This is a genomic window from Bradyrhizobium sp. CCBAU 53340 (assembly GCF_015291645.1).
GTDB lineage: Bacteria > Pseudomonadota > Alphaproteobacteria > Rhizobiales > Xanthobacteraceae > Bradyrhizobium.
Genome location: NZ_CP030055.1, coordinates 4,963,463 through 4,979,059, shown reverse-complemented (window position 1 = coordinate 4,979,059; position 15,597 = coordinate 4,963,463). Strand labels below are relative to the sequence as shown.

The following is a 15,597-nucleotide window of genomic DNA, read 5'->3' as shown; positions in this document are numbered from 1 at the left end:
CCCCCGTCATGCCATTGTCGCGTTCCGCGCGAGTGGCTTCCGTGTTAAACGCCCTCGGCAGTCAAGCCCCCCGGTTCGACGCGGCGCAAAGCGACGTCGGCGGAATGAGCGGCGGCAAAGAAGAAGTTCGGGGGAACGCCCCAGCAAGGAGAAACCTAAAGATGAAGCGTCGTGATTTCCTGAAAGTGTCGGCAGCAGGCGCGGCGGCGACCGCCGCGGTGGCCTCGCCGGCGATCGCGCAGTCCTCGCCCGAGATCAAGTGGCGCATGACGTCGAGCTTCCCGAAGTCGCTCGACACCATCTATGGCGGTGGCGAGCAGGTGGCGAAATACGTCGCCGAGATGACCGACAACAAATTCCAGATCCAGGTGTTCGCCGGCGGCGAAATCGTTCCGCCACTGCAGGCGCTCGATGCGACCTCGAACGGCACGGTCGAGATGTGCCACACCGTCTCGTATTATTATGTCGGCAAGGACCCGACCTTCGCGATCTACGCTTCGGTGCCGTTCGGCCTCAACGCGCGCCAGCAGAACTCCTGGTGGTACCAGGGCGGCGGCCAGGAGCTCGGCAACGAGTTCTTCAAGAAGGCGAACGTGATCGGCTTCGCTTGCGGCAATACCGGCACCCAGATGGGCGGCTGGTTCCGCAAGGAGATCAAGACCGTTGCTGATCTGTCCGGTTTGAAATTCCGCATCGGCGGCATCGCCGGTCAGGTGCTTCAGAAGCTCGGCGTGGTGCCGCAGCAGCTCGGCGGCGGCGACATCTATCCGGCGCTGGAGAAGGGCACCATCGACGCGGCCGAGTGGGTCGGCCCCTACGATGACGAGAAGCTCGGCTTCGCCAAGGTTGCGAAGTACTATTACTATCCGGGCTTCTGGGAAGGCGGTCCGATGGTCCATGCCTTCGCCAATCTGGAAAAGTGGAATTCGCTGCCGAAGAACTACCAGGCAATCCTCGCCAACGCGACGGCGAACGCCAACAGCTGGATGGCCGCGCGCTACGACATGCAGAACCCGTCGGCGCTGAAGCGCCTGGTCGCCGGCGGTACCCAGCTTCGTCCTTTCACCAACGAAGTTCTGGAAGCCTGCCTCAAGGCGACCAACGAACTGTGGGGCGAGATCTCGGCCAAGAACCCCGACTTCAAGAAGTCGATCGACGCCATGCAGGCCTACCGTTCCGACGAGTATCTGTGGTGGCAGGTCGCCGAATATACCTACGACAGCTTCATGATCCGCTCGCGCACCCGCGGCTGATCTTCGAGCACGTCGCAAGACGGCAGAGCCCGGCCTCGTTCGCGAGGCCGGGCTTTTTCATGGACGATGCGGCAGGTGCATTCAAAATCTGCAAAACAACCCCATGCACAGTAGAACGGGTGATTTGACACGTCGGGCAAAACAGTGGCATGAATCTATAATCGTTTAATCCGAAATTTGAGCGTCGGCGCGTGCCATCTACGGCTTAAGTCGTAGTCGAAGGGCTAGATCTCGCTTGCGAGGCCGGCCTTTTTCTTTGCCGCAGTGCGATCACAGTGGAAATCGCCGGAGCCTTGCGTCATGCTGCCCTTCAAGCCTCGGCAAGAAGGCTCACAATCACTGATACATCAGGGCAGGACATCATGAAGAGAAGAGACTTCATCAAGGTCACGGGACTTGGTGCGGCAGGTGCCGCCACGCTCGCGGCGCCGGCGATCGCGCAGTCGATGCCGGAAATCAAATGGCGCATGCCGACGAGCTGGCCGAAATCGCTCGACACGCTCTACGGCGGCGCCGAGGTGATGGCCAAGGCCGTGGCCGAGGCGACCGACAACAAATTCCAGATCCAGACCTTCGCCGGTGGCGAAATCGTGCCGGGCCTGCAGGTGCTCGATGCCGTGCAGAACGGCACCTGCGAGATCGGCCACACCGCCTCGTACTACTATTTCGGCAAGGACCCGACCTTTACCTTCGGTTCGTCGGTGCCTTTTGGCCCCAACATGCGCATCAACCAAGCCTGGTACATGCTGGGTGGCGGCAAGGAAATCCTGAACGAGTTCTACAAGAGCTACAACGTGATCTCGCTGCTGGCTGGCAATACCGGCTGCCAGATGGGCGGCTGGTTCCGCAAGGAGATCAAGACCGTCGCAGATCTCAACGGACTGAAATTCCGCATCGGTGGCTTCGCCGGGAAGGTGCTGGCCAAGCTCGGCGCCGTGCCGCAGCAGATCGCGGGCGGCGACATCTATCCTGCGCTGGAAAAAGGCACGATCGACGGCGCGGAGTGGGTCGGACCCTACGACGACGAGAAGCTCGGCTTCTACAAGGTCGCGCCGCATTACTACTATCCGGGATGGTGGGAGGGCGGGCCGATACTGCTCAGCTTCGTCAATCTCGACAAGTGGAACGCGCTGCCGAAATACTACCAATCCGTTCTCGAGCAGGCCGGCCACTATTCCAACAACTGGATGATGGCGAAATACGATCAGGCCAATCCGCAGGCGCTACGCCGCCTGCTCGCGGGCGGTACCAAGCTGCACGCATTCCCGCCCGAGGTCATGGAGGCTTCCTTCAAGGCGGCGAAGGCGCTGCATAGCGAGATTGCGAGCACCAACGAGAACTTCAAGAAAGTCTACGAGTCGCTGACGAACTTCTCGAACAACGATTACTCGTGGTTCCAGGTGGCCGAGCTCGCCTACGACAGTTTCATGGCGCGTCACGCGCAGAGCTGAGGGCGGCATTTGGCGAATGCCGGCTCCGGAGCGAAAGCTCCGGGGCCTTTGCTTGAGGGCGCCTCACGATGCAGGAGGTGATGACGAACTTCGATCCCGATGAGGTTCAAGGCGCGCTGCGCAAGGCATGGTCGTTGTCGACGGCCAGCCAATGGACGGCGGTCAATCCCGCGGCCGGACAATGCAACGCCACTGCGTTGCTCGTTCACGAACTCTTCGGTGGCGATCTACTGAAAACGCCTCTGCCGGCCGGCGATCATTTTTACAACCGGATCGGAGGCCGGCGGCATGACTTCACAGCGAGCCAGTTCGATCAGCCGATCGTTTACATGGACTTGCCGGCGAGTCGGGCGGACGCGGAAGAGGGCGCAACGAACGGTCAGCTGGCTGCGCTCAGGGCAACGTTTCGGGCGTGCAGTGGCAAGTAAAGGCGAGGGACCGCAGGATCATCAGAGCATAGAGGAATCCATCATCTCTCACGAGATGACCGAGCGCGCTCTGGGTTGCGGCGGTGATGAGTTCGGCCCGCGAGCTTACACGAACCTGACATCGGACGAAAAGGTCGGTGGGACCCGCCTTTTCGCTGGCCGAGCCGCCCGGAATGAATGGTAGAAAGAGCCAGAGTGCGGCGTGAGCCGCATGATGACACCGGAACATCCGGCCGGGAATGCGATGCGCCTTCTGATCGTCGAAGACAATGCCGAGCTGTCGCGGCTCGTGGCCAACGGGCTGGAGGGAGCGGGCTATGAGAGCGACATTGTCAGCACCGCAGGCGAAGCCCGCGAGGCGGTGCACAATGTCAGCTATGCCGCGATGATCCTCGACCTCGGCCTGCCCGACGGCGACGGCCTGTCGGTGCTGCGCGAGCTGCGGCGGCAGATGGAACCGTTGCCGGTGCTGGTGCTGACCGCGCGCGGCGGGGTGCAGGACCGCGTCAACGGCCTGCGCAGCGGCGCCGACGATTACCTCGCAAAACCGTTCGCGATGGAGGAGCTGGTGGCTCGGCTGGAGGCGATCCTGCGCCGCCCGGGCCAGTTGCTCGGCCGTTCGCTGCGGCTTGCCAATCTCGTCTACGACACCGAGAGCCGCCAGATCTTCGTGGACGACAAGCCGCGGATCATCTCCGCACGCGAGACCTCGGTGCTGGAGATCCTGCTGCGGCGGCAGGGGCGGGTGGTGCCGAAGAAGAACGTCGAGGATCACATCTTCGGGCTCGAGGGCGAGGTCGCCTCCAACGCGGTCGAGGTCTACGTCTCCCGGCTGCGCAAGCAGCTCGCCGAACACGGCGCCAAAGTGGTGATCCACACCATCCGGGGCGTCGGCTACATGATGGCCGAGGAGAAATAGCGTGGCCGAGGCCGGATCCCAAACCGGATCCAAAGTCCGGTCGCCCTCGTTCAAATCGCTGATCTCGCGCATCGTGTTCCTGCACATCATCGCGGTGGCGGTGGTTGCGATCTTCCTGCCGCTGGTCTTGTTCTGGCTGTTGAACTCCGAGATCGACCAGCTGCATCGGGCTGCAATGCGCGCGCAGGCCGAGACGCTGGCCGAACGGATCACCGTCCAGCCCGACGGCAGGGTGACGTTCAATCTGCCCGACAGCCTTCGCGGTCTCTATTCGGAAGCCTATGGCCGCTACCAGTACGACATCCGCGACACCGACGGACGCCTGCTGTTCTCCTCGCACAAGAAGACCGGCGGTCTCGACTCGGAGTCGATTTCCGGTGCCGACGTGATCCAGACGATCGGCGACACCACGTTTCGCATCAAGGTCGCCGAGGACCTGTCCCATCGCGACGTCATTACCGACGACATCGTCTCCAACTTCTTCCGCCGGGTCGGGTGGATCACGATTCCCATCCTTCTGGTGTTGCTCGCCACCGATATCATCATCTTTCGCCGCGCGATCGCGCCGCTGTGGGAGGCCTCGGAGAAGGCGAGCAATATCGGCCCTGCTCGCACCGACATTCGCCTGCCGACGGAGCAGATTCCGCGCGAGATCGTGCCGCTCGTCACCGCCGTCAACCACGCGCTGGATCGCCTCGAGGACGGCTTTCGCGTGCAACGCCAGTTCACCGCCGACGCCGCGCATCAGCTGCGCACGCCCCTTGCAATCCTGCGCACGCGGGTCGAAACGCTCGGCAACAATGCGGCGAGGCAGGCCTTGCATGACGACATCGAGGGCATGAGCCGGATCGTCGCCCAGCTCCTGGAGATCGCCGAGCTCGACACGCTGGTGCTCGATCCCGGCGAGACCGCGGATTTACGCGCCGTTTGCGCCGAGGTGGTCGGCGCCATCGCGCCGCTCGCGATCGCGCAGCACAAGGACATCGCGCTGAAGGGCGCCGACGCGCCGGTGATGATTCACGGCAATTCCGCGATGCTCCAGCGCGCGGTCTTCAACCTCGCCGAAAATGCCATCAAGTTCACCGCGAAGGACACCTCTGTTGATGTCGAAGTTGGCGGTGATGGTTCGGTGCGCGTGCGCGATTGCGGTCCTGGCGTCACGGAGGCCGAACGCGAGCTGATCTTCCAGCGCTTCTGGCGCCGCGACCGCCAGCGCAGCGACGGCGCGGGCCTCGGCCTTTCGATCGTGCGCGGCGTGGCCGACGATCATGACGCCACGGTCGCGGTGGACAATCTTCCCGGCGGCGGCGCCGAGTTCACGTTGCGATTCAGATTGGCGGACAAGGCCGCCTCAGCGCCCGCCTAGAAGCGGAGGGGCCAGGTCGCACTGAGCTGCGAACGAGCTTATCGTGACGCGCTCGTCGCGGCCGGCTCCAACACCGGCTCGGCGGAGGAATCGCGCACGACGAGTTCGCACTGAAAAAGACGGGGCTTGCCGGCCTCCGGCATCTCGCCGAGGCCAAGCAGCGCGGAGACCGCCGCGTTCGCAATCTGCGCCATCGGCTGGACGACGGTCGTGAGGCGTGGGATGATGAGGTTGGACAGCGGGATGCCGTCAAAGCCCACAACAGACAGGCCTGCCGGGACGGGAATGCCGAGATCGTTGGCTGCGCGCAGGCAGCCGATGGCCTGCTGGTCGGAGCTGGCAAAGATTGCGGTCGGTCGCTCCGCTCTCGGCCTTGCCAGCAGGAAGGTGCCGGCGGTACGGCCGCTCTCATAGTCGAAGGCTGCGTTGACGAAAAGCGGTTCGATCTTCGCGCCCCTGGGCGCGCGAAGCGTGCGCATGACGTCGAGATATCCCTTGAGGCGATCGTCGGCGGGGCGCGAGCCGGACGGGCCGGCGATGCAGGCAATGCGGCGATGCCCGAGCCTGGCGAGGTAGTCCACTGCGAGACGCGCGCCGCCACGGTGATCCGCTGCGACGCCGGGATGATCGGGGACCAGGCGGTCCACCGTGATCAGCGGCAGCCCTTTGGGCGCCTTGATGGCATGAGGACTGTTGCAGGGAACGATGATGATGCCGTCGACCTTGCGCCCGGCAAGCTGCGCCAGCCGGTCGGCCTCCCTGGCGGCGTCGTCAAACGAGGTCATGAAGATGACATTGTGGCCGCGATCGGCCGCGGCGCGCTCGGCGCATTGCACGAGCTCGGCGAAGAACGGATTGGTCAGGCCCGGAATGACGATGCCGATCAGCCGGCTGACCTTGCTGCGCATGCTGCGGGCGAACGGGTCGGGCCGATAGCCGAGCTCGTGGATCACGGCCTTGACGCGCGCGCGCACCTCGGGGGTCACCGACGGGTGTTCGTTGAGCACGCGCGAGACGGTGCCCACGGCGACCCCGGCGCGCTCGGCAACGTCCTTGATCCCACGTTTTGCCATCAGGCCTCAGTGATTAGCGCGCCGGACAGATGACCAGCAACCGGCGCTTTGACGGACACGCAGCTCTCGAAGCATTCAAGGCGTCCGGCCATCGGTTGGTCAGTCTTACTGTCTATTTGGAAACGGTTCATCACTATATCGATGAACTGATTTGGGGCAAAGGGGTGAAAGGACACGTCGACCTCAATCCGGTTGGCAGAATCCTCTGCTATTTGCAGTGCAAGATGGTCGGGATGTGTGTGCGCAAGCGCTGGCGGCTTGAAACCCGTTTCCAGTTCTGATACCCAAAATTTGGAAACGTTTCATCGTGCCGCCACAATGGCCGGCACAAGAAGACGTTCAACAGGGAGGTGGAAATGGCGAACTCGACGCGCAAATCCGGAATCAGCCGCCGTCAGATCGTTCTGGCCGGCGCAGCAGGTACGATCACCATCATGTCCGGCGCCCGCCCGACATTTGCCGGCGGCAAGCCGAAGGTCGGCTTGGTCATGAAGTCGCTGTCCAACGAATTCTTCAAGCAGATGCAGGCCGGCGCGGACAAATTCGCCGCCGAGAACAAGGACAAGTTCGACTTCAAGGCCGTCGGCATGAAGGACGAGCGCGACTTCGCCGCCCAGGTCGACGCGGTCGAGAACTTCGTCACCCAGAAGTACGACATCATCGTCGTTGCTCCCGCCGACTCCAAGGCCATGGCAACGCCGCTCGCCAAGGCCGTCAAGGCCGGCATCACCGTCGTCAATATCGACGTGCCGCTCGATGCCGGTGCCAAGAAAGCCGCGGGCATCGATCTCGCCTTCTTCGGCCCTGATAACCAGGCCGGCGCCAAGCTCGCCGGTGATGCGCTTGCCAAGGCGCTCGGCGCGGGCGGCAAGGTCGTCATCCTCGAGGGCAATCCCGAGGCCGACAATGGCAAGCAGCGCAAGCAGGGCTTCATGGACTCGATCGCCGAGGGCAAGCTCCAGCTGCTCGACAGCAAGACGGCGCATTGGGAGACCGAGGAAGCCAACACCCTGATGACGAACTTCCTGACCAAATATCAGGACATCCAGGGCGTGATGGCCGCCAACGACTCCATGGCTCTCGGCGTCGTCAAGGCGCTGGATGCGACCGGCAAGAGCGGCAAGATCAAGGTCGTCGGCTTCGACAACATTCCGCCGGTGCAGCCGCTGATCAAGAGCGGCAAGATGCTTGCGACGGTCGAGCAGTTCGGCGCCCAGATGGCCGTCAATGGCATCAAATACGGCCTGCGCCAGCTCGCCGGCGAGAAGTTCAGCGGCTGGATCAAAACCGACGTCAAGCTGGTCGAGGCCAAGGATCTTTCATAGGGGTCTTTCATAGGAAGGACCTCGCATAGATCTCGTTCGCATCTGCGATCATCATCCGTCGGGACGCCTGCATCTTGCCGGCGTCCCGATTTTGGCGAAGATCATCTTCGCATATCCATCTTTGTTCGCGACGGGGAGCGCGCCCTCTCATGCATGGCGATGAGTTGAGCCGTCTTCGCGCCGAGACGACTGCGGACGGCGAAAGCCCGATCCTCAAGCTGCAATCGGTCGGCAAGCGCTTTCCTGGCGTCGTCGCGCTGCGCGATGTCTCCTTCGAGATCGCGCGCGGCTCGGGACATGTGCTGCTCGGCGAGAATGGCGCCGGCAAGTCGACCCTCATCAATCTGCTCGGAGGTGTGCTGCAACCGGATGACGGATCGATCTGGTTCGACGGCGCGCCGTATCGCCCGGCTTCGCCGCTGGAGGCCATCAAGGCCGGAATTCGCGTCGTGCATCAGGAGCTGCATCTCCTGTTCAACCTTTCGGTGGCGGAGAATCTGCTGTTCGAGCAGCTGCCGAGCCGGCGGGGCCTCGTCAATTTCCGCGACATGAACAGGCGCGCGGCCGAACTGCTCGCGGAAGTCGGCCTCGACGTTTCGCCGACGATGGAGGTCGGCCGTCTCGGCGTCGCGCAGATGCAATTGGTCGAGATCGCGAAGGCGCTTTGCCACGAGAGCAAGCTGCTCGTTCTCGACGAGCCCACGGCGACGCTCACTGTCCGCGAGGTCGATCGTCTGTTCGAGATCCTGCATCGTCTGAAAGCCAAGGGCGTGACCACGCTCTACATTTCGCATCGGCTCGAGGAGATCTACGAGGTCGGAGACCAGGTGACGGTGCTGCGCGACGGCTCGCACGTCACGACGCGCCCGCTTGGGGGCCTCGATATCCCCGACATCGTGAAGCTCATGGTCGGACGAACCATCACCGGTCAGGCTCCTATCGACATGGATGCGCCTGTCGGCGATGAAGCGCTTGGCGTGACCGACCTGAAGCTGACCGACGACAGCCCCGCGATCTCGTTTTCGCTTCGCAAAGGCGAGATCGTCGGCATCGCCGGCCTCGTGGGATCCGGTCGTACGGAAATGGTTCGCGCGCTGTTCGGCGCCGATCCGAAGGCCGGCGGCACGATCCGGATCGACGGCGAAGTGGTCGACATCGGCTCGCCCAAAGATGCGGTGGCGCACGGGCTGTGTCTTGCGACCGAGGACCGCAAGGGGCAGGGGCTGCTGCTCGAGATGAGCTGCGCCGAGAACATGACCATCACCGACCTCGTGCGGGTGTCGTGGCGTGGGCTGCTCCAGCGCAAGCAGGAGAATGACAACGCGCAGCGGCTGGTGAGGGAGTTGCGGGTCAAGACGCCGTCGATTCATCAGGCGGTCCGGACCTTCTCGGGTGGCAACCAGCAGAAGGTCGTGATCGCGAAATGGCTGTTCCGCGGGCCCAAGACGCTGATCTTCGACGAGCCGACGCGGGGCATCGATGTCGGCGCCAAGGCCGAGATCTATGAGCTGCTCGGAAAGCTCGCGCTCGAGGGCAAGAGCATCCTGGTGGTCTCGTCCGATCTGCCCGAGCTGATGGCGATCTGCCACCGGATCCTGGTGTTCTCGAAGGGGCAGATCACCGGCGAGGTGCCGCGCGCCGAGTTCGACGAGCACCGCATTCTTTCTCTCGCCTATCAGGAGTACAGCCGTGTCCGAGCAAGTTGAACGCGCCACCGAGCGGAAGGCGCGCGTCAAATGGGACAATCTGCTGCGCATCTCGATGCGCGAGGCGGGCGTCACGGTCGCGCTCGTGCTGATCGTTCTGTTCTTCTGCGTAACCGCGCCTTACTTCGCGACGAGCGGAAACTTCCTCAAGATCTTCGTTCAGATCGCGATCAATACCGTGCTCGCCGCCGGCATGACCTTCGTCATCCTGACCGGCGGCATCGACTTGTCGGTCGGCTCGGTGCTGGCGCTGTGTACGGTCGTTGGCGCCACGATCATGACGGACGAGCGCCTTGCGCCCAGCATCTCGATCCCGCTCGCCTTCGTCGCATGTCTCGGAACGGGCGCCATCTGCGGCGCCATCAATGGCTGGGTGTGCGAACGATGGAAGCTGCCGTCCTTCATCGTCACGCTCGGCATGCTCAACATTGCCAGCGGACTTGCTCGCGTCGTCTCGAACAATTCCACCATCACGGGATTGCCACAGCCCTTTGTCGAATTCGGCAACATGATCTTCTTCGGCGTGTTCCCGTCGATCTTCGTGATCGCGCTCGGCGTCGTGCTGATCGGCTGGTTCATCCTGCGCTTCACGGTGTTCGGCCGTTTCATCTTCGCCATCGGGACCAACGAGGAGGCGGTGCGCCTCTCCGGCCACAATCCGAGCGCGATCAAGATCGCCGCCTTCACGATCTCGGGCCTCACCGCCGGCACGGCTGCGATGGTCTATCTGCTCCGGCTCAACGTCGGTAGCCCGATTGCCGGCATTGGTTATGAGCTGAACGCGATCGCGGCCGTCATCATCGGCGGCACGAGCCTCTCGGGCGGCAAGGGCTCGATCATCGGCACGCTGGTCGGAGCCTGCATTCTCCAGGTGCTCTCGACAGGTCTTCAGCTTCTCGGCGCCGAGGACAACGTCAAGCCCATCGTGATCGGCGCCGTCATCGTGCTCGCCGTGATCCTCGATACCTATCGCAACAAATTCCTGCGCGCGATGGAGAGCCGCAGGTCGGACGGGTAGGGGCAGCTTCAGCTGCGTTTAGCCGCGCTATTTCACCTTGCCGGTCGACAGATCCATGATCATGCGCGTGGTCAGGTAGAGACGCGGCACGATGCTGTTGATCTGCACATATTCGGCATCGTTGGAATGGGCGCCGAAGCCCGACAGGCCCATGCCCTCGACCACGGCGCCCTTGGTCTTGAGGGCGGCAAAGGCGGCGTCGGTGCCGCCGCCGGTCGCCTTCTCGGCAACGTTCATGGACATTCCGAGCTCCTGATAGATCGTCTTGCCGTAGGCTGCCACGCGGCGCGAGGCGTCACTGGCTTCGAGCGGCGGACGGCGTACCTCGAATTTCAGCGCGACCTTGGAATCGGGCAGCAGCTGGTTCTTGATCTTCTCCTGCAGCTCCTTTTCGAGCTCGTCGAAATCCGACACCTTGAGCGCGCGCGCATCGGCCTGGGCGGTCGCTTCGGCAGGGATCACGTTGCGGTTGGTGCCGGCCTTGGAGACGGTCCAGTTCAATTTCAGACCCTGGTCGGGTTTTGACATGTCCTTCATCTGAAGCAGCTGGTGCGAGAGCTCGTAGAGCGCGTTGATGCCGCCCTCGGGCCTGGCGCCGGCATGCGATGACTTGCCGATTACCGTCAGATAGGCTGAGCCGATACCGCTGGTGGCGAGCCGCAGCGTGCCGTCGGTGCCGCCGCCTTCGAACGAGAACACCACGTCCTGATCTGAAGCGAATTTGGTGATGGTGCTGCGCCAGCCGGGGGAGGAGATTTCCTCGTCGCTGTTGGTGAGCACGGTGAGCGTGCCGTAATCCCTAAAGTTCAGCTTCTGCAGCATCGCGACGGTGTGGAGAATGAGCGCGACACCCTGCTTGTCGTCGGCAATGCCGAGGCCATAGGCCTTGTCGCCGTCGATGCGGAACGGCTGGTCCTTCAGCATGCCCTTCAGATACACCGTGTCCATATGGGCGATCAGCATGATCTTCTTGGTGCCGGTGCCCTTGAAGGTGGCGTGCACGGCAGGCCCGATCTTCTCGGGCGTGTCGTCGAGGCGATAGACGTCGCTGGGCTGCAGGATCTCCACCGTGCCGCCGAGCTGCTTGAGCTGGTCGGCCACGCGTCCGGCGATCACGTTCAGGCCCTCGACATCCCTGCTGCCGGTTTCGATGTTGACGAGATCGCGCAACGTGTCGAGCAGCGGCTGCTGCTCCTTCTGCGCCAGCGCCTGGATGTCGGCCACGACATTCGCATTGGGATCGGCATACGCGATGGTCGCGGTCGCGGTACAGGCGAGCCACAGCGAGGCGATCAACGAACCGGCGAGCGAGGGAGCAAGGTGGGAGCGGGGCATGCGTAGCGTTCCGTGAATTTACAGGGAACGTCCGGTATGCCCGTGTTCGCCGCGCCTGTCACGCGCGTCATGCTCCGCCGAAGCGGAACATGACGGCGAGAGCCATGATGGCTACTTCTGCGGCGGACCGAAATCGAGCGGTGGCAGCTCGATCTGCGGCACCTCGATCTTGACGGAGTTCGGGTCGATGTTCGACTGGGTGCCCTTGTAGTGCATGACCATCGACGGGAACGTGATCACCAGACCGACCATGATGATCTGGATGACGACGAACGGCACGGCGCCCCAATATATCTGCCCCGTGGTGACCGGGTCCATCCTCTTGCCGGTGACGCGATCGGTGTATCGCTCCTTGGGCGCGACCGATCGGAGATAGAACAGCGCGAAGCCGAACGGCGGATGCATGAACGAGGTCTGCATATTGACGCCGAGGATGACGCCGAACCAGATCAGGTCGATGCCCAGGTGCTCGGCAGCAGGCCCCAGCAGCGGGATCACGATGAAGGCCAGCTCGAAGAAGTCGAGGAAGAAGGCCAGCACGAACACGAACGCGTTGACGAAGATCAGGAAGCCGACCTGGCCGCCGGGCAGGGAGGTGAGCAGATGCTCGACCCAGACGTGCCCGTTGACGCCGTAGAAGGTGAGCGAGAACACGCGGGCGCCGACCAGGATGAACACCACGAACGCCGACAGCTTGGCGGTCGATTCCGTCGCTTGCCGGACCAGGTCCCAGCTCAGCCGCCGTTTCGCCGCGCCGAGGATCAGGGCGCCGGCCGCGCCCATCGCGCCACCTTCCGTCGGTGTCGCAAGGCCGATGAAGATGGTGCCGAGCACCAGGAAGATCAGGAACAGCGGCGGCACCATGACGAAGGTGGTCTGCTGGGCCATCTTCGAGAGGAAACGGAAGCCGGTGAACTTATGGATGGCCCAGTTCAGCACCGCGACGACGAACGCGAAGATGATGCCGTTGAACATGCTGAGCACGACGAAGTCGGCACCGTGCGTCTCCGAATTGCGCATCATGAACCAGCCGAACACGCAGCTCGCGATGAAGAGTACGCCGAGGGAGCCGAGCCCACGGCTGCCATTGTCTTCGCGGAAGCCGATGGCTTCCTTCGGCAGGCCCGGCGCGGCCTTCGGGAAGATGATGCTGACGAGGAAAGCATAGGCCGCGTAGAGCCCGGCGAGCACCAGACCCGGAATGAAGGCGCCCTCATACATGTCGCCGACGGATTTGCCGAGCTGGTCGGCCATCACGATCAGCACGAGCGAGGGCGGAATGATCTGCGCGAGCGTGCCTGACGCAGCGATGATGCCGGTCGCCATGCGCCGGTCGTAACCGTAACGCAGCATGATCGGCAGCGAGATCAGCCCCATCGAGATCACGGAAGCTGCGACCACGCCCGTCGTTGCCGCAAGAAGGGCGCCGACGAACACGACCGCGTAGGCAAGGCCGCCGCGGATGGTTCCGAACAGCTGTCCGATCGTGTCGAGCAGGTCCTCGGCCATGCCCGACCGCTCCAGCACCAGTCCCATGAAGGTGAAGAAGGGAATGGCGAGCAGCGTGTCGTTGTTCATCACGCCGTAGACGCGCTCGGGAAGCGCATTGAGGAAGTCGGGGCGGAATTCGCCGAGTTCGATTCCGACCACGGCGTAGAAAAGCCCGACAGCGCCCAGCGAAAATGCCGCGGGATAGCCGAGCAACAGCACGACGACGAGCGTCGCGAACATGATGGGCGCCAAATTGGCGATGATGAATGCGGTCATGATTCCCCCTGAACCGTCGCCAACGGTTATTTCTTCTCGATCGCTTCGACGAGATGCTCGACTTCCGCCTCGATCGCCGAGACCTGGGACTCGTGCGGATCGGGAATCAACCCGCGCATGATCGCGATCCGCTTGATCAGCTCGGAGACGCCCTGAACGAGCAGGAACGCGAACCCGATCATGATCAGGGATTTGGTGGGCCATTGCGGCAGGCCGCCGGCGTTACCCGACTGCTCGTTGATCTGGAACGACCGCAGGAAAAACGGTACGCCGGTGAGGATCATGACGATGCACAGCGGAATGAGGAAGAACAGATGACCGATCACGTCGATCATGCTGCGGACCTTCTTCGGCAACGTGTTGTTCACGATGTCGATGCGGATGTGCTCGTTATCGAGCAGCGTCCAGGGCGAGCAGAGCAGGAATACGATGCTGAAAAGCACCCATTGCAGCTCGAGCCACGAATTGGAGGACGTGTCGAAGACCTTCCGAACGACTGCGTTGAGCGTCGAGACGATGACGGCCAAAACGATCATCCAGGCCAGACGCTTGCCCGTCCAGCGCGTGAACGCGTCGATCCCACGGCTCAGCTTAAGGAGCGCTTGCAAAGATTGGTCCTCCCCCGATGGTGCCCCAGCCGTCTTGACTACGCCGAAGAGGCGCGTGGCTTGTCTCGCCGCGCAGGCATGAGGCTCGCGCACCAAACCAGCGAGCGTGCCGGCAGTCAATCGGAAGTTTGTTGATATCTAAGGGGAATAGGGCCGCAGCCGGCTGTTTCCTCAGCCGCCGGTGACGCTCATATGCCTCGAGACGCTGGGGCGGTCGTGGCGGCGGTCGATGATGAAATCGTGGCCCTTGGGCTTGAGCCCGATGGCGCGGTCGATGCTCGCGGCAAGCAATGTGTCGTCGCTGGATGCACGCAGAGGTTTGCGCAGGTCCGAGGCATCCTCGTGGCCGAGGCAGGTGTGCAGCGTGCCCGTGCAGGTGATGCGCACCCGGTTGCAGGCTTCGCAGAAATTATGGGTCATCGGCGTGATGAAGCCGAGTTTGCCGGAGGTCTCGGCGACGCTGACATAGCGCGCCGGCCCGCCGGTGCTCTCGGCCAGATCCGTCAGCGTGAATTGCTGGGCGAGGCGTGCGCGCACCAGCGACAGCGGCAGATACTGGTCGATCCGGCCCGCGCCGATCTCGCCCATCGGCATCACCTCGATCAAGGTCAGTCCCATGCCCTTGCCATGGGCCCAGCGCATCAGGTCGGGGAGCTCGTCCTCGTTGAGGTTCTTCAGCGCCACCGCGTTGATCTTCACGGCAAGGCCTGCGGCGCGTGCGGCCTCGATGCCTTCCAGCACCTTGTCGATCTCGCCCCAGCGGGTGATCTCGCGAAATTTCTTCGGGTCCAGCGTGTCGAGCGAGACGTTGATACGGCGAACGCCGCAATCGGCGAGCTCGCTTGCATGCTTTGCGAGCTGCGTGCCGTTGGTGGTCAGCGTCAGCTCGTCCAGTGCGCCGCTGGTCAAATGGCGCGACAGCGAGCGCACCAGCATCATCACATTGCGCCGGACCAGCGGCTCGCCGCCGGTCAGCCGCAGCTTCCTCACGCCCTTGGCGATGAAGGCCGAGCACAGCCGGTCGAGTTCCTCGAGCGTCAGCAGGTCGGCCTTGGGCAGGAACGTCATGTCTTCCGACATGCAATAGAAACAGCGCAGATCGCAGCGATCGGTGACGGAGACGCGCAAATACGAGATGGTCCGCCCGAACGGATCGGTCATCGCGCTCGACAGGGCGGGATTCGCTGAGGCGAGCGAGCTCGCGGAAGATCCGTTCATACCAAATGCCTTGTCACTTACGGCGACGACCGCGCCGCTGCTTCAGCGGTGCCGTCAGGCCAATCTAAGCATCGGACGCCGCTCAGACAATCGGGTGGTATACGTAGATATCTGCTTGGATCAGCGGCTG

General features: G+C 63.1%; 14 protein-coding genes. 9 read left to right on the top strand and 5 right to left on the bottom strand.

Going from position 1 to position 15,597, the window contains the following annotated elements:
• Window positions 1-161: 161 nt before the first annotated feature.
• From XH89_RS23855 to XH89_RS23835, 5 genes are all read left to right on the top strand, one after another.
• Complete coding sequence (locus XH89_RS23855; RefSeq protein WP_194462851.1) at window positions 162-1,253, top strand: TRAP transporter substrate-binding protein; 1,092 nt, start codon at window positions 162-164, stop codon at window positions 1,251-1,253.
• A 362-nt stretch (window positions 1,254-1,615) separates the two neighbouring features.
• Window positions 1,616-2,704 (top strand): TRAP transporter substrate-binding protein, encoded by a 1,089-nt coding sequence (locus XH89_RS23850; RefSeq protein ID WP_194462850.1) that lies wholly within the window; start codon window positions 1,616-1,618, stop codon window positions 2,702-2,704.
• A gap of 80 nt (window positions 2,705-2,784) precedes the next feature.
• A complete protein-coding gene (locus XH89_RS23845) occupies window positions 2,785-3,132 on the top strand; it encodes a hypothetical protein (RefSeq protein WP_194462849.1) in 348 nt (115 codons plus the stop codon).
• Window positions 3,133-3,376: 244 nt separating this feature from the next.
• Window positions 3,377-4,051 carry a response regulator transcription factor gene (locus XH89_RS23840; protein WP_194468595.1) on the top strand — a complete coding sequence of 225 codons (675 nt, stop codon included), beginning with the start codon at window positions 3,377-3,379 and terminating at the stop codon, window positions 4,049-4,051.
• Window position 4,052: 1 nt separating this feature from the next.
• Window positions 4,053-5,417, top strand: coding sequence for a HAMP domain-containing sensor histidine kinase (locus XH89_RS23835; RefSeq protein WP_194462848.1), 1,365 nt, complete (start codon window positions 4,053-4,055; stop codon window positions 5,415-5,417).
• 38 nt (window positions 5,418-5,455) lie between these two features.
• Here the strand turns inward: XH89_RS23835 and XH89_RS23830 are convergent, their stop codons facing one another.
• Entirely contained in the window at window positions 5,456-6,490 is a 1,035-nt protein-coding gene (locus XH89_RS23830; protein WP_194462847.1) for a LacI family DNA-binding transcriptional regulator, read from the bottom strand.
• Between the two features lie 29 nt (window positions 6,491-6,519).
• Between XH89_RS23830 and XH89_RS23825 the strand changes: the two genes are divergently transcribed.
• From XH89_RS23825 to XH89_RS23810, 4 genes are all read left to right on the top strand, one after another.
• On the top strand, window positions 6,520-6,771 hold the full coding sequence (locus XH89_RS23825) for a hypothetical protein (protein ID WP_194462846.1): 252 nt from the start codon (window positions 6,520-6,522) through the stop codon (window positions 6,769-6,771).
• A gap of 75 nt (window positions 6,772-6,846) precedes the next feature.
• On the top strand, window positions 6,847-7,815 hold the full coding sequence (locus XH89_RS23820; RefSeq protein ID WP_194462845.1) for a sugar ABC transporter substrate-binding protein: 969 nt from the start codon (window positions 6,847-6,849) through the stop codon (window positions 7,813-7,815).
• A 164-nt stretch (window positions 7,816-7,979) separates the two neighbouring features.
• Entirely contained in the window at window positions 7,980-9,521 is a 1,542-nt protein-coding gene (locus tag XH89_RS23815) for a sugar ABC transporter ATP-binding protein (protein WP_246767594.1), read from the top strand.
• On the top strand, window positions 9,505-10,539 hold the full coding sequence (locus tag XH89_RS23810; protein WP_194462843.1) for an ABC transporter permease: 1,035 nt from the start codon (window positions 9,505-9,507) through the stop codon (window positions 10,537-10,539). The genes XH89_RS23815 and XH89_RS23810 overlap by 17 nt, the downstream gene beginning before the upstream one ends.
• Window positions 10,540-10,566: 27 nt before the next feature.
• Here XH89_RS23810 and XH89_RS23805 read toward each other — a convergent pair whose 3' ends face one another.
• The 4 genes from XH89_RS23805 to moaA form a co-directional block, all read right to left on the bottom strand.
• Window positions 10,567-11,874 carry a M20/M25/M40 family metallo-hydrolase gene (locus XH89_RS23805; RefSeq protein WP_194462842.1) on the bottom strand — a complete coding sequence of 436 codons (1,308 nt, stop codon included), beginning with the start codon at window positions 11,872-11,874 and terminating at the stop codon, window positions 10,567-10,569.
• Window positions 11,875-11,985: 111 nt separating this feature from the next.
• Window positions 11,986-13,641, bottom strand: a complete 1,656-nt coding sequence (locus XH89_RS23800) for a TRAP transporter large permease subunit (protein ID WP_194462841.1) — start codon at window positions 13,639-13,641, stop codon at window positions 11,986-11,988.
• A gap of 26 nt (window positions 13,642-13,667) precedes the next feature.
• A complete protein-coding gene (locus XH89_RS23795; protein ID WP_194462840.1) occupies window positions 13,668-14,249 on the bottom strand; it encodes a TRAP transporter small permease subunit in 582 nt (193 codons plus the stop codon).
• Between the two features lie 171 nt (window positions 14,250-14,420).
• Window positions 14,421-15,467 (bottom strand): GTP 3',8-cyclase MoaA, encoded by a 1,047-nt coding sequence (moaA, locus tag XH89_RS23790; protein WP_194462839.1) that lies wholly within the window; start codon window positions 15,465-15,467, stop codon window positions 14,421-14,423.
• Window positions 15,468-15,597: the final 130 nt, after the last annotated feature.

What these genes read in the sequence shown, in the direction of transcription:
- XH89_RS23805 (WP_194462842.1), bottom strand. Translation starts at nt 11,874, where the DNA reads ATGCCCCGCTCCCACCTTGCTCCCTCGCTCGCCGGTTCGTTGATCGCC.
- XH89_RS23855 (WP_194462851.1), top strand. Translation starts at nt 162, where the DNA reads ATGAAGCGTCGTGATTTCCTGAAAGTGTCGGCAGCAGGCGCGGCGGCG.
- XH89_RS23845 (WP_194462849.1), top strand. Translation starts at nt 2,785, where the DNA reads ATGACGAACTTCGATCCCGATGAGGTTCAAGGCGCGCTGCGCAAGGCA.
- XH89_RS23825 (WP_194462846.1), top strand. Translation starts at nt 6,520, where the DNA reads ATGACCAGCAACCGGCGCTTTGACGGACACGCAGCTCTCGAAGCATTC.
- XH89_RS23850 (WP_194462850.1), top strand. Translation starts at nt 1,616, where the DNA reads ATGAAGAGAAGAGACTTCATCAAGGTCACGGGACTTGGTGCGGCAGGT.
- moaA (WP_194462839.1), bottom strand. Translation starts at nt 15,467, where the DNA reads ATGAACGGATCTTCCGCGAGCTCGCTCGCCTCAGCGAATCCCGCCCTG.
- XH89_RS23830 (WP_194462847.1), bottom strand. Translation starts at nt 6,490, where the DNA reads ATGGCAAAACGTGGGATCAAGGACGTTGCCGAGCGCGCCGGGGTCGCC.
- XH89_RS23800 (WP_194462841.1), bottom strand. Translation starts at nt 13,641, where the DNA reads ATGACCGCATTCATCATCGCCAATTTGGCGCCCATCATGTTCGCGACG.
- XH89_RS23840 (WP_194468595.1), top strand. Translation starts at nt 3,377, where the DNA reads ATGCGCCTTCTGATCGTCGAAGACAATGCCGAGCTGTCGCGGCTCGTG.
- XH89_RS23820 (WP_194462845.1), top strand. Translation starts at nt 6,847, where the DNA reads ATGGCGAACTCGACGCGCAAATCCGGAATCAGCCGCCGTCAGATCGTT.